Origin of the sequence: Chryseobacterium camelliae (assembly GCF_002770595.1) — a bacterium.
Classification (GTDB): Bacteria; Bacteroidota; Bacteroidia; order Flavobacteriales; family Weeksellaceae; genus Chryseobacterium; species Chryseobacterium camelliae.
On record NZ_CP022986.1, the window covers coordinates 1651129 to 1667122 of the forward strand.

The 15994-nt window shown below is 37.5% G+C and carries 5 protein-coding genes and 2 tRNA genes; 4 read left to right on the plus strand and 3 right to left on the minus strand.

From position 1 onward, the window contains the following. Positions 1-18: 18 nt before the first annotated feature. From CGB83_RS07580 to CGB83_RS07585, 3 genes are read right to left on the minus strand one after another with little or no spacing between them, the layout of a single operon-like run. On the minus strand, positions 19-10173 hold the full coding sequence (locus CGB83_RS07580; RefSeq protein WP_100075249.1) for a SpvB/TcaC N-terminal domain-containing protein: 10155 nt from the start codon (positions 10171-10173) through the stop codon (positions 19-21). A gap of 12 nt (positions 10174-10185) precedes the next feature. Beyond that, a complete protein-coding gene (locus CGB83_RS20140; RefSeq protein WP_157761372.1) occupies positions 10186-10356 on the minus strand; it encodes a hypothetical protein in 171 nt (56 codons plus the stop codon). Between the two features lie 9 nt (positions 10357-10365). Continuing rightward, positions 10366-11721, minus strand: a complete 1356-nt coding sequence (locus CGB83_RS07585; RefSeq protein WP_157761373.1) for a T9SS type A sorting domain-containing protein — start codon at positions 11719-11721, stop codon at positions 10366-10368. 475 nt (positions 11722-12196) lie between these two features. Between CGB83_RS07585 and CGB83_RS07590 the strand changes: the two genes are divergently transcribed. The 4 genes from CGB83_RS07590 (at position 12197) to CGB83_RS07605 (ending at position 15472) form a co-directional block, all read left to right on the plus strand. After that, positions 12197-12271 (plus strand) — tRNA-Pro (locus CGB83_RS07590). A gap of 18 nt (positions 12272-12289) precedes the next feature. Further along, positions 12290-12363 (plus strand) — tRNA-Arg (locus CGB83_RS07595). A gap of 243 nt (positions 12364-12606) precedes the next feature. Continuing rightward, complete coding sequence (locus CGB83_RS07600; RefSeq protein WP_100075251.1) at positions 12607-13695, plus strand: helix-turn-helix domain-containing protein; 1089 nt, start codon at positions 12607-12609, stop codon at positions 13693-13695. A gap of 118 nt (positions 13696-13813) precedes the next feature. Next, positions 13814-15472 (plus strand): serine hydrolase domain-containing protein, encoded by a 1659-nt coding sequence (locus tag CGB83_RS07605; RefSeq protein WP_100075252.1) that lies wholly within the window; start codon positions 13814-13816, stop codon positions 15470-15472. Positions 15473-15994: the final 522 nt, after the last annotated feature.

The following is a 15994-nucleotide window of genomic DNA, read 5'->3' on the forward strand; positions in this document are numbered from 1 at the left end:
CATTATTTTTCATATAATTTATTTTGCAGCTTTTCCTGATTGAACACTTCCATCTTGAGGATTTAATTTTTGAAATTGTGAATTCCACTGATTTAGAGTATAATTTTTCCCTCTATAATTAACTCCCTTAAATGTGTCATTTGAGTTTAATAAGACTTTGAATTTAAAACTAGACATGGGTCTATAATTATCTCCTGCCAATGAAGTAAATGGAGAACCATCTGCACCAGATACGCCTAAAAATATAGAATTTCCATTTAAATCTGTAATAAACGTTTCATTTGAGGGGAATTTATCTCCAAATACCTGTCCTTCAATATCAAAACTTTGCCCTTTAACAATTTTTGAAACATTGAAACTTACACTTGCATCAATATCTGGAGATACAAGTCCCCATAGCAATGCTTTATTTTTTCCAAACATATGCACATAAAATGATTGTTTGTTTCCACTATAAGCATTACTTCCTTCAACATTTGTAGGCGATGTAGCACTGCTAAATTTGGTTCCCAGCCAATCTGAATGAGTTGTATGAGGAGTAATGGTCATATTTTTATTATCCAAATTAACCTTAGCAGTTGCAGCAATTCTGTATGTATTGGATAGGTTTGTTGAAAATTTTCTATTATCACCATCTCCTTCAAACCCACCTCCAAATGTATTAAATGGAGCAAAACTTCTGGTTTGCATGAAAAATGTTTGCTTCCCATTTGGATCAATATATTTAATAGGATTTTGATATGTATAAATATAAGGATTAAGATTTCCACAATAAAATACCCCGCCATTATGTTGACCATCCCCATAAAACTGCGTTTCCATTACAGGGTTATACACCGCTAGCGGATCCACCGCATACCAGATACTCAACCTCGGATTATAATACCTCGCGCCATAGTAATACAGCCCTGTCTCCATATCGAGTTCTTTGGCATTAAACTTATAAGGATTGTCATAAGCTCCGGTCATCTGCTCCGCCATAGTTTCTCCGAATGGTAAATTTAAGAAAAACTGGGTGGTTTCTGCATTGGAATTGGTAACATAGGTTGCGGTACCCAGATGGTCTCCGTGGAGATAATACACGTCCGACTGTGAACCCGGACCTTTTGCCAGTTCTAACGCTACCTGACTGCTATCCAATCCTGCTTTCTTAAGATAGGATTTAAAATCTGTCTCCGGATTTACCTGTTCTTTATCTTTATCCTGCTGAGTGCGGTAAGGTGTTGCCCCCATCACAAAAATACTGGTCCCGTTCATTACCCTGCTGGCTACCCGTTGTTCACCTGCATAATAATGCTTGGTATACCGGTCATCTGAAGTTACAGAGATGTAAGCATTAGGATAAAGTTTATACGCATCAACAGCAAGCCCTGAACTGATCAGCGATCCGTTTTGATAAAGGTCAGATTTTTCTTTCAGGTTGTACTTGATAATCCTGTCGCTTTTATCATCATAGGTATGGTACTGGAACACACCCTGCTCCGGAGCATAATACGCCTTCAGCCTATCCTGTTCATCCCAGAACATGGTGTTACCACCTTCGGTTTTAGTATTGTGAAACACAGGATTTCCGTTGAAATCATACGTAAAAGCTTCTGAACTCCCGTTCTGCTGATTGGTAACTGTTTCCACCATATGCGTTCCTTTGATATACTGATATGAATGATCATACGTATTGGAAGCATTGTTCATCCCATCCTGATAATGGCTCTGACGTTTGGATAAAATCCCACCTGACAGGTTATAGTCTAATCTCAAACCGAAATCGGACTGGCTAACTGAATAGGGAGAACCATCCTTTTCACCAAATGTACCTTCAGCCCTGTTAAGCCTATTGAGTTGATCGTACGAATACCGGTGACTGTATAAACCACCCATTTCATTTGGTGACTTTGGCGCTTTATTATAAATATCAGTGATATTTCCTACAAAATCATATTGGTATCCATTAGCTAGAAGATCATTTCCTGCATTATTCTTTAATATATGGGAATCAAGTCTTCTGTTCGTCGGCAGGTACTGGAATTCAGATCGGGTATCATTTCCGAAATCTATGGACAGGCGCTGGCCGTAATGATCATAGGTTATATTTTTGACATATTCATAACCACCGGCATTGAAGAATTTTCTGAGATTCCCTCCAAGATCGTATTCATAGCTTACATTTTCTCCGTCAGGATACATAATATTCCTGATACGGCTCCAGCTGTCATAAGTATACTGCGTTACAAAGCCCATTGCCGGCGCGTTATACGGATATACGGATCTGTTTTCTTCAACCACTTCGCCCAGTCTTCCATATTTGAACTGTGTGTCTCCGGAACTGTCATACTTTCTTATGACTCTTGCCGTACCATTTCCTGTACCCGCAGCACCGTATACATACTTTACGTTAGAAGGGTTTCCACTGCCGTTGGCAAGATCGGGGTACCGTATGGATGCAAGCCTGTTGTAGGAATAATTGTATTTAACATAGGGTGTTGAAATAGAAGGGTCCCCCAGGAGATTCGACGTAAAATATCGGATTAAGTTACTCGCTTTATCATATTCAAGCCTCGTTGCTCCATGATCCGGATGGATATTCCTTGTTCTCCTTCCTGCTAAATCATATTCATAATTAATTTGAATACTCTGTGGATCTATTACTCCCGTAAGCTGTCCCAACAGGTCATATCTGTAGAAAGTATCCTGTGCCTGGGCATTCAGATAATTAGTATTCTGTACTGTTTGTCCTTCAGCATTCTTATACGTCTCGGATTTAAGCTGAACGAGAGAGTTCTGCATTTCCTTTACTGTGGTTTTCAGTAAAGACCCTATCATCCCGTACTCAAAGTCTATAGCATGATTGTCTTCATCGATCTGCTGAACAGCCCTGTTCCTCACATCATACACGGTAGAAGTATAATATCCCGCAACGCCTGTGTTGAATTTAATATTATAGTTAGTACCACTGCTGATTGCTGAAGGGTCCTTACCTTCATATGTAGGGTGATACTGCTTCACAGCCCTTCCATACAGGTCGTACAAAGTAGTTCCTGAAATGCTCATCCTTTCTTCCGCATCAACTTCTATATCCTTTTTAGACTGCACTACCCTTCCCAGACCGTCTGCAATATTTATTGTTTCAATAGGGTTTTGCGGATGCTGCGGATCATAATTTCTTGTGATGGCGCCAAACAGATATCTTTGGGTATTATTGGCTGCGCTGAAAGGAGACATGAAATACTCATAATTTACAGTATAAGGAAGTCCGTCCGCGGCCTCATTAGGAGCCAGGATCGAGGTAATTCTTCCTCTTGTATCATACTGATACGTCATGATGTTACCTGTAATATCTTTAGACTGTGTCAGTACATCAAACCAAGGATCATAGATTGAACTGGATTTCACATTAAAACTGTCCGTTACCTGAACAACATATTTATTCTGTGTAGCATCATACTGATAGGTCAGCACATAGTTCTGATTATTTTCATTCGGAGGATAGGTAACCTGAGCAATATTGCCATATGCATCATATTTTATCTTGGTATCCGCATTTTCGCCTGCATTAAGTTTTACGGTGACCCTTTCAATATTCCCCGTATTGGCGTCAGCCTGTGTTTCCCTGTGCCTTAGCAATATAGTTCCGGAGGTTCCGTTGTATACATCGATCGACTTGGGTACATCAATAATATTATTTAATAAGGTAGTATGATACGTAATTTTAGTATTATAAGCGGTGGACGGACTCTGATATATATATCCCGTAACCTGGCCTTTGGCATTATAAGCCATTCTTGTTGTGGTGAGGATACTGCCTCCGTTTTCGTATACCCAGTTTTTAGAAGTGTCCAGTAAGACCGTTGCCATTTTCCGGCCCTCTTTTCCTCCGGTATCAAATGAATCGGTGATAGGAGAAGTCTGGGTGATATCAATCTGAGTATTGTTATTTTTAAACTTGTAGAATTTATAGGTATCTTCCTTCATGGACAGCAAACTGGATGTCCCTCCGAAAATTTCGGTTTTTCTTAATATACCATTGGAAAAATAACTGTTGTTATAGAAAGTTTGCTTTGAAGACCGGTACACATTATTGCTTCCATCTATTTCCTTCGTCGTTACCGTATCAAATCCAAAGTAATCTCTTTCTCTTCTGTCATATCTAGATGTTCCGTATTCAAACTGCGTTTGCATGTCCTTACCCGGTGTAGACACAAGATAGTTTCCGGAATTTACATCAGGATTAATCACCGTAACTTTACTCATCACCATTTTTCCATGGGGATTGCTGTAATTTGCTTTTTTGAATTCATAATCAATCATGAATTTGTTCAGCGGCATACGGTTATAAATACTGGTTGCACTTTTCAGCTTATTGGTTTTTCCGATATTGGAATAGTTAACCGTTAAACCGTCTGCTTTGGAAATTACAAGATCGGCAAATCCGTCACCATTCATATCTTTGAATGTCTTATCCACTTCTGAAATAGAGATACCGGCATTGGTGCTGACATCGAATCCTATTTTAAAATAAATCAGCGGAAGAATGATAAAAGGTGGAATGAATAACCATACAATAGGTATATTTTTATAAAAATGTACACCCAGGTTAGCAGATCCGTTGTATGTTTTAGACTCATTGTTGAAATCTACTCCTCCTCCGTTTTTAGAGAGGGTAACCTCCTGTGAAAATTTATTTCCCAGATTATATCTTACTCTGGTTGAATTGCTTCCTATAATTAGTACATCCAGCAACCCATCTCCGTTGATATCTTCAAATGTAGTATTGGATGATCCGAAAGAGGCTGAAGCACTGGCTCCCACACTTACCGGGAAGCTTGATACGGATGAGGTATCAAACCCTATGGATGCTGATCCAACCGGATGGGAGGCAAAAGTGCTGAAGTTAGCGAAGGTCTCTGCATTGGCACTGATTCCATTACCGGTATTCAGGAAATATTTCATGTTGGAATCTGCTGCAGTAATACGGTCTGCAAGGCCATCCCCATTAAGATCCATCCAATAAGCCTCATTGGCATCTTTGGCATCATAACTTGCCGTAACACCTGTAGACCATGGTGAAGAAACATCTGTAGTCGCAGTTCCCGGCACATTGATGACAATACCTGAAAATCCCGTCACTCCGGGAATATTCATAATTCCGCCCCTGTACATGGCTCCCACAGTTTTATGGCTTACCGGAGAGTACTGTGCAGAAACGCTGTTCTGATAGCTCTTGGTATTGGTTAGGTATCCATTAACATAAGAATTAACAAGTCCTCCGAGTCCTCCCGTAGAGTTGGTTACCTGCATTTTGTCTGTATACACTATATCAGGATAACCGTCGCCGTTCATATCCATATAGTCCTGAAGGTCTACACTTCCCATTCCAACCAGTTTGGATTTGGAATTGCTTACGGTAACAAATAAACTTCCGCTTAGGGTTGAAGTAAGAGATTTGCTGTAATGCTTCTTGTTGATCGCATACATTTTGGTATCAACATTCCCCTGAACCACTGTATCCGAAAGATCGGGGTCTACGGTCTGAGGATTGTAGAAATCACTTACAGTTTCATCATCCTTAAAGGAATCTGCCATAGAATACTGTTCCGGCCCGTAACCTACCCATTTCTCCACATTGCCTACCTTAATAGGATCCATGGATTTTATCGGCTGCATCTGTACTGTGTTTGAAGACTGGTAGAAATTACTGTTATTAATCTGATCCGCCATACACTGGGCCACCACATTCTGATAGTCGGCAGTATTGGTAGGAATATTATTGCATGTGGAATAATTGAGATTAACGGGCAGGTTAACTTCTGAAAATTTATCAATATTGATCAATCTTCCGTAATTATCATAAGGGGTGTTCAGATTGTAGTTGTAACCATCTTCTCCTTCTTTTACCTGAATAACATCCGCACCTTCATTATACAGGAACTGCGTCCAGTTGTTGTAAAACTGGCCTACCTGATTTAATGATGTAGAATTGAGTGAGGTATGGTTAACTCCGGCTAGTACGGTATTGTTTGAACCGTAATATATTTTAAATGTATTGTAAGGCAGATAAGCTTTGTAGAGGTCATAATCCTGTTTCCTGTTATAATATACCTGAATGGTGATTCTCTGATCCACAGGAATCGTATTGTTCTGCAGATCTCCGGTGTAAACTGGAATGGGTACAATCCCGGAAACCGTCTGGTTATTGGTCATGTCAGTTTCAATGACATTTACGCCATTATTTACAGTAATGGCTATTCGCCTTTTACCGAGTACGGTATTTCCTTTCTTAATAATATAATAGAACGTTCCCGGGTTGATCCCTGAAGTTCCGATCGGAATACTCTTATTAAAAGAGATTCCATAGGTAACATTGCCTGCAGGGAAAGAGGTTGCAAGATCTTTTATATTGACTTTCTTACCCATTTCCTTAATGTGGAAAGACGGGTATTCTGCAATACCTTTATAGTTTTTAACAGGTCCGCCGGCTTGCGGCGTAAACGTAACATCAATATTGTTCCAGTTGCTGTTTTTAAAAACCATATGAGAATCCGTAACTACCTTAAACTGCAATACTTCATCTGCACTGATATTCACATTATTTAAGGTTACAGCCGGAGTTACAAATGGAATGTTAGACTGAACATATGTATTGGATGTGTATAAAGGAGTTTCTGCATCGGTAACGGTGTTCAGTTTGGATATTTTGAAAACCATATCGTCCGTAGACTTCGGGAAAGATACCGTTGGTACAGCAATATTTACAGTTCCGTTTTCACTGAATGTAAGCGGCTTAGAGTTATTATTCAGAAGGAAGTTATCTGAATAGGTCCCGTTATTCATGTAAAATCCGCTTTGCTCTTCTTCTTCGTTGTTCGGTATAACGGTTCCGGTTATATTATCTACATATTCGACTTTAGGATTGGTAAAAACCCTGAAGTTTTTATCTTCTCTTTTATGAAGCCTTACAAAAACCTTATCACCGGATTTTACAAACAGACGTCCGGTATTATCGCTACCCAGGTGATTGGTAGTAGCCGGCGGCATCATCTGAATTTGGCTGAAGAAGGTGTTATAATTCGTAATGACGATATTTTGATGTACTCCGGTAGTCAGCTCAGTTAAATACATCCTGCTGTTTTTACCGGGAATTGATGGGGAAAGCATCTCTATGGAATATACAGCTTTTGCTCCGGTCACATTTTCAACTTCAATCTCATCTGTGATTTTAATATTCCCATCTTTTGGGGCTACCCACATCTTCACCACATCATTTTTCGAAATGGTGTGCCATCCTTCCATAGGGGAAGCATGCTCCACAGCAGCATCGGCAACCACAACCATATTTTCGGTCTGATCACTGAATTTGGTCATCTGATTGACGCCTCCGCTAAGTTTATTGAACCAGACTTCCCCGTCTTTCACCACATCCATTAAGCCGTCGGAATTAGCATCCGTAAGATAAACAGGGGTATTGCTTTTACTGGTAGACCACATTTGTGAAAAATTAAACCCTATTCCAAATACCTTCATTCCCACATCGTATCCTATATTATCGGTTTTTGTCGATGTCTGGGAAAAGTTACTTTGAAGATTGGATATCTGTTTTGGGCTTCCAAAGATGAGTGACCCGGAATCAAGAGATCCGGAACTTACAAAAAGACCTGTATTGGGTTTTCTGTAAATGATATCCTGAATTCCGTCTCCGTCAAAATCAACAAGCTGCTGGGCTTTTTTGGCATCAGCATTAGACATCCCGAGATTGAATGATCCCTGCGCATGTCCGAAGGGATTCTGGGTAGGCCACAGAATACTGATTCCTATACCCGGAACCCTACCGTGAACACCCCATTCAAAAGTATAATTGGCACTGATCTTTGACGGGGAAAGCGATGCGGGTAATACCGGAAATGCATTGGCTACACTGGCATTTACACTGCTGTCGGCCGAAAAATTACTCCCATTGCTCAATATATCATTGTAATATTCCAGGTCATAGCGGGATGCCTGGCTTCCGTTCTTATCCAATTCATAAATGCTTTGGAGAAGCGTTTTGAAAAACTCTCCTGTAGCATAATTCAACTGGTAACTTCTGATCGTCTGCCCGTTATATTTTACATAAATCTTATTCAGTTTGTATGGCTCAATCCTTTTCACTCCCTGCTTGGCATTGATGCTGATATCCTGCCTGGTTACCGATGCTTCCCTTTCAAATTCTACAGAATAAAGTCCATCTGCCCCATCTTTTCCTGTATATACAATACGCTGGATATGAAAAACATTTCCGTTATTAAGGTTGGCATTGTCTCCGCTGAAACCATTCTGATTTGCATTTTCATAATAATAAATAATATTATTCTTATGGGTATCCTCTACCTTCCAGATAGCCCACTGTACAATATCTCCTGCAGGTGTTGTTACGACAGACTGGGAGTTCACACTGCTTTCATCACCTCCATAGTAGGTTTTTGTACCATCTGTGGAAGTTATCACCCAACGGTATTCTTTTGTCGTGGCTCCATAACGTTCGATTTTTATAAAATTGTGATTTCTCCTCAGGAAAAACACTTTCTTGTTGTTTGCAAAAAGTTCGTTTCTCTTTTGTTTATTGGTCGTATAGACACCACTTGTTTCATCAATATCATTATGCCTGTGAGGAAGGTAGCTGCCATCGTATACCAGCATTTCGCCATTCAAAGAATAAAGTTCAGTTTCATTGGCTGAATCAAATGTTGGGCTCCCCCATCTTGTATCAATATTGATTGAGGAAAGGCCGCTTACATCCCATCCTTCTCCCATCCATCCGTTTCCGCTGCTGCTGCTGTAGGCAATAGACAAGCCGGGCTGCATTCCTTTTCTTCCGGAAGGAATTACGATCGGGTAGGAAACATTGGCATCTCCTTTCTGGTTTGCCGTAGGCGGAGATATAAACTGTGTTGCAGCGGTTGGATCTCCTGCTTTTAATCCGCTCATGCTTGTGGGTGAAAAAGCATTGGTCTGAGGGGATTCAGGTACTGAAATAATACCATTGATGTAATCATTATCCCCTTTGGTTTCCAAAGTAACCGTTTTTGATTTCTCATCAACGACTGCAGATTTTTCTATTACCCATTGTCTTTTACTATAATCAAAATAAAACACCCTGATATCCTTTGGGGATATTAACCCTAACCTTTTCTGATCATAAGGAATTGTTATTTTGATCTTCTTATCAAGTTTTCCGGCCACTACGGATACCCTGTAAGCTGCCTGATCTGCACTAATATTTTTTATACCGCCGGACACCACCGGAAAGTCTTTTTCTCTTAACTTAGAAAATTCAACAGACGCCGATGAAGATGTTTCTTTTTCGATGGTGGCTTTTATATCACCATAACTTACAGCATACTCTTTATCTTTTGAAATTTCCACAGTTCTTGAAACCGGATATTCAGAATGGATAACCTTGAAAGCATCCTTTTTCTCAGGAATTTTGTAAACATTTACAGCGCCCCCTGAAGTAACGGTGTATGCTCCCGACAACTGGTCATTACCAGTCATCTCAAAAGTTTTTTCAAACTCTCCGTTTTTTACAAAAACCGTTTCGTTGTTCACTATGACTGAAGCTGACAAAACATTACTCCCTTTTACATAGAGCGTCTGACCGGATGCGGCAGAACTGATATTCATACCTGTCGCTTTTTTGTCTTTTTCAAAAACAAGCCTGAGGTTCTTAACTTTGTATTTTACCCCTGCTGCCGGTGATGTAAAAAGGATCGTATTACTACCATGTTTAATAAACTCTGCACCAATTTTCTCTCTCTGATGCGTCCATACAGTATTGGCTACCACAATACTGCCTCCGATGGCAATATTATGATTAATGGATCTGGGAACAGACTCATGGGAAGCCAGACCAAAAAGATCATATTCCAAATAAACAGCCGTATTTCCCGATTTTGCAGGAACATTAACCGTAAAAAAATTATCTGAAATCTGATCTTCTTCCTGATCTGAAAATGTTCCGATAATCCCTTGCTTTTCTGCTGAATCGTAGGCTATACTATTCCCAGAGAAGAAAGTATTATAGGAAGTTTTATTACTTTCGTTAGCTGAGTCCTGCAGATTTGAAGCTAAGCTATCTTTTATTCCTGAGGAAACTTCTTTTTTCTTAACATCTGAATCCTCCGCAGAAGCCTTTTCTTCCACAGTGTTTTCCGATTAGCTGATGTCTTTTTCATCCTTCCACTCGTCTATCAGCTCTTTTTTAAATTCCCTGACTTTTAGTTTATCCTGCCTTGTAAAGCTTGCAAACACAAACATACAGGCAAAGAAACACACAAGGAGGCATGACTTCTTGGTAAAAGGAAACCGAATATCTTTTATTTTCATGGTTATGTTTTAATCTACGATTAGTTTAAATGTTTTAAGGATTTTTCCGTTCTGGGTAAGGATAATCAGATAAGAGCTCTGAATTCCGAGATGGTTTACATAAGACCTGGCATTCCTGTCTACCTTATCCAGAACCACCAGCCTGCCGCCACCGTCATATACTGATACGGATAGGTTTTCCATAGGAGGGAATACAATGGTAAAGTTCTGGTCTTTCTTAACAGGATTAGGATACAGGTTTATTTTGCTGATATCCAGAGACAGCTGATCAGCCGAGATTTCTGAATTTATTACGGAGCCAGAATTTCCACCTTCCTTATTGTTTAACGGACTTACCGCGAAAGTAAAATGAGCTGTCTGTATGGAATTTAATGCCTTCTTAAAGTCAACTTTACTGAATGTTACAAACCCTTCGTTCTCCGCACCCTGGATTCTCACCCATTCACCATTATCTTTCTTGAAAAGCATCCAGTAATTCAGCGGCAATGATCTTGGATTAACAGTATTTTTATTAACTCTTACTGTATAATTGTCCTTTGGGATATTGTTTCCTGTGAAACTGATCTCCCAATTTCTCTCAAGAATATCCAATCCCCTATCTACTGTAAATGACATTCCTTTATTGTCATCCGACCACATCACAAAATTATGATCGTCTATCGCTGATGCATTATCGGCATTTGTCCGGTTGATGTCATTCATACCAATAGTCAGGAACAAATCTGCCTGGTTAGAAGACTGTTTCTGATAAAGCTCGTTACCGTCATCCCTGCCTAATCCGGTCGCCCTGTAAAGGTAGTCTTTGTGCTTTTCGGGGTCCCAGATGACCTTTTCGTCACTGGAATAGTATATGCCCTTATCTAAAGAAATTCCATATTTGATGGCCAGGTAGGAGTGAATTTTATTCAGTTCCATTTTCTTAGCTTTCCTGGGAATGAAAATCATTTCGTAAAGATTCTGATCGGACAGCTTAATCATCAGGCTGTCAGTCTTGCCTTTTTTTGGATCTGCATGAGCTGCAAATGAAAAAAAACTCGGCCTTTTACGCAGCTCAATATTTTTGTCTTTATAAGAATCCCGGAAAACAGTATTGGATAGAACTATCTTCTGACCCTCATTATTCCAGATCAATTCATCCTCTTTGGAGGAATGTACAACTGCAAGAGTATAACTTTTATTCTTGTCATATTTAATCTTGCCATTGACCAGCTGGTGCTCAATGCCACAATGGAAATTAAGCAGTTTTTCATCTTTACACTGATGGGAAGCCCGGGAATCTGTCTTTACTTTTTCCCAAAGCTGAATATCGGATTGTACAAGCTGGCAGGATGCAGAAATGCCATAAAAGAAAAACAGGCCAATCAAAAATTTGTTTTTTATACAGGTATCAGTCATAAAACTCAGGATTTAAGATCATGGATATTAAAATATTTTAAAGCAACAATTACTATTAAATAAAACCTAATAAAAAACCTGAAAAAAGATGGATAAAATAATGATAAGAACTTTTAATCATAAGAGTTTTATGGATTAGTTTTATTTTTCGTAAAAGTAATAAAAAAAATTACTCACACAACATTTATTTATTAACAAAAGCTTAACGATGATTAAATTAACATTAATACTAATTTAAAACATTGATAATCAACACTATATTTTACTTATTTTTTGCAAAAAACAAATTTTTAATTCACAAATTATAGAACAAGACACATTGCTAAATATCACTCAGGAAGGAAAAAATCAATTTTTATTCTTTTTATTTTTTTTAATTCCAAAAAATCTCTATATTTGCACCCACAAAAAACAAGGTAATTCTTGTTACAATGATGACCTCAATCGGGGCGTAGCGTAGTCCGGTCATCGCGCCTGGTTTGGGACCAGGAGGTCGCAGGTTCGAATCCTGCCGCCCCGACTTTTCAACAACTTTTTAGGGTGCGTAGCTCAGCTGGATAGAGCATCTGCCTTCTAAGCAGACGGTCAAAGGTTCGAATCCTTTCGCGCTCACAAACAGCCAAATGGCACCAAACTAAAGACAGTTGGCGCCATTTTTTTATTACCGTATATCGAAAATTATTATCATTAAGGTCATAAAGTGAATTTAAAAGATATGAAAAAAGAACTTTCAGCTAGTACGGCTTGTAAACATTCAGCTAGAATAAGTGAATACATCTAAGAATTTGCTACGAAATAAACTCAGCCTATCATTTTTAGCTTTACATTTGTCTATTCATTTTTTAAAATAGTCAGTTGGGAAAAAACATTGAATTGATCAGCAGTTTAGGAAAAATAGTCGTTTTTCTTATGCTAATGTTTTCTGTCTTTCTTTTAACGGTCAAAAGTAATAAGAAACTTTCCAATCAATTATTCGCATTATTCCTTTTGCTCACCGCATTTGACTTTACCGGTTTTTTTATGGGTAATTTGCTTGCCACTCATCCTGATATTAAAATATTAAAGATTTCCTCTTCGTTATTGCAGATGCCTGCATTTTATCTGTATGTTCTGGCCATATGCTATTATAATTTTAAACTTAAACCAAAACATCTTATCCATACCCTACTATTTCTTGGATTTTTCATTTTTTTCAAGTTAACTTCTATTTCCGATCAAAGTTTTTTAGTATTTACAATTATAGCAGAAATACAGTATTATGTATATATTATCATCATTTTCCTAAGTCTGAAAAAATACAAAGCAGTCCATCGTGAGAACTATTCGAACTATGATAATGACAATTATAAATGGTTGCTTCAGATTACTCTATTTTTCTTTTTTGCCCATCTGTTTGTACTTGCAAAATTAGGACTCCAATATTTTGGACAGGATCAAAGTTTTCTACAAAACATTTACTTAATCATCAGCACGATTGCTTTAATTACAATATGTTGGTTCGTATTAAAAGCTTTATATAATCCCCAACATTTTACAGGCATTGGATCATATTTGGAGCCTATTGACACTTTAATTAAAAAAAACAAATACATATCCGATAAAAAGATAATTCCTAACCACAGCTCGATAAGGCTCAAAGCTTATATGGAGCAGAACAAACCTTATCTGGATGATGAATTGACATTACAAAAGCTGGCTGCACAGGTCGATATGCCCGAGAAAGAACTTTCTATCCTCATCAATCAACAAATTGGAAAACATTTTTTTGATTTTATAAATGCATATAGGATTAGGGATGCAAAGTTACTTTTGAAAGAAAACCCCCATTTGACAGTCCTCGAAATCTTATATCAGGTGGGATTCAGTTCCAAATCATCTTTTTACACAGCCTTTAAAAAAGAAACAAACTTCACACCCTCAGATTACAGAAAATCAAAAAGTTAGACAATGTCCGATTTTTATCCGGACCCATTAATCAGTATAATTAGGTTCGATTATCGAAACTCGGACTTTTATGATGGATAGAAATTACAAATTTGTTTCAAATTAAATTTTGAATCAAATGAAACGATCATTTAAAGTTTTAATAATTCTTGCATTCACCTTATTATTTTACAATGCAAGTCTTGCTCAAAATCAAAATAGAACACAACAATTAAAAAAAGTAGATTCTTTATTGGATCATTCCTATCAAAAGAACAGCCCCGGCGTTACATTAGCGATCATAGAGCAGGGAAAAACCATTTACAGCAGTCAAAGAGGTATCTCCAATATGGAATATAAAATACCCATTACGGATTCTACCGTTTTCCACATAGCATCGGTTTCAAAACAATTCACAGCATTTCTTGCAGTATCATTAGAAAAAGAAGGTAAACTTTCGTTAGATGACGATATCCGAAAGTATTTACCAGAATTGAAAGATCTACCTTACAAAATAAGTCTTCGACAACTGGCGAATCATACCCACGGTTTACCCAACCTTTATGAGTTGGCTCAACTGAAAGGCATAGAACTTGGTGATAGAATTACACATAAAGAGATTGTGGCAATGCTGCTTCGCATCAAACAGATCAATTTTAAACCTGGTGAAAAATTTGAATATAACAACACAGGTTTTGTCTTGCTTGCCGAGATCATCGAACGTGTCTGTGGGAAATCCTTTCAGGAAATATTAAAAGATAAAATCTTTTTTCCGCTACGAATGTCCAATAGCTTAGCTGTTAGCTCACCATCTCTGATTGTTAAAAATAAAGCATATTCCTATCGCTTAAAAAACGAAAAATATGAAAATTTCGCTTTTAATCTGATGGCCAATGGATCATCCGGGGTTAGTACAACCATTAAAGATCTAAGCAAATGGATTATCAAGATGCAATATCCGTCCTTAGAAGACAAAAATATCTTTGATGAAATGATAAAACCTTCCACGCTCAATTCCGGAGAAACCATACAGTATGGATTGGGGTTAGAAACCAAAACTTATAAAGGGTTGGAACTTATTTTTCACGGTGGTGGCGATGCTGGCTATCGTTCTTATATATTGAACGTTCCGAAACATCACTTTTCCGTGGTAATTTTAGGAAATAACAATGATTTTAAGCCGTTCCAATTGGTTTATGAGGTTGTCGATCTATTTTTAAAAGAAAATGAAAAAGAAATACCATCACCCATAAAGACAATTTATACGACGCAAGAACTGAAACCGTTTACAGGGACTTATGAAATGTTTCCAGGATCATTATTCAACATCATAGCTGAAAACAATGAACTTTATTATCAGGCTTTCGGTAGTAACAAGAAAATGCAGTTGCCTATCATTGGAGATGGCATTTTTGCCAATCCAAACCTGCCGATCAGCTACTTTTCATTTGATAAAAACACTTGTATCTTCCATATTGCAGATTTTAAATATTCCAGTAAAAAAGTAACAGTGATTTCGCCAACTCTCAATAAGAATGATCTGATAAAATTGGCAGGCATTTATAAAAATAAAGAATTCAATACACAATATGAATTGGTCGTCGAAAATAATGAATTGATCGCACGACACAGCTCGAATGACGACATCACTTTACATTCGTTTGCCAATAACAGCTTTTATTCGGATGAAGGATTTTTCGGAAAACTTGTCTTTCGGAAAAATATAAAAGAAGAAATCACTGGATTTTCCCTATCAGGGCAAAATTTAAATAATATTTTATTTGTAAAGATCAAATAAGCAATTAACAAGATGATCATAAACTTAAATTTATCAAAATTCATCTTTATATAAATCCTATTAACTACATACAAATTAAATATTCTATCACATTCTTTGTAAAAATATTTAAACGAAAGTAGAAGACATCGAAGTAAAATAATTATTAATACGCTTTGAAACTTCTGTAATGAATTGGATAGCTTTGCATTACATTGCTTTCTCTATTTTATTCCTCAGAAAAATAAAAGTTTAAACAGGTTAGTTAATAATACTAAACTGAAAAATATTGATAGGAGAATTTTTAATTTCATTATTGATTTTGTTTTAATTGGCTATTAACAACAATAGAATTTACAATTCGCTATTCATAGCTACCGAAAAAATACAAAAAGAAAACCAATATTCAATGCATTTCCTTAAATCACTTTACCCTATTGGTAATTCATATAATCTATTAAAAAAGCTAATTTCACCACATCTGCAATAAAATAGTTCGAAGATAATCCTGTTGGGTTCACTTAAACTCACAATTTTTATTGT

Bases quoted from the DNA above. Each gene is read 5' to 3' on its own strand.
- CGB83_RS20140 (WP_157761372.1), bottom strand. From the start codon at position 10,356: ATGAAAATAAAAGATATTCGGTTTCCTTTTACCAAGAAGTCATGCCTC.
- CGB83_RS07605 (WP_100075252.1), top strand. From the start codon at position 13,814: ATGAAACGATCATTTAAAGTTTTAATAATTCTTGCATTCACCTTATTA.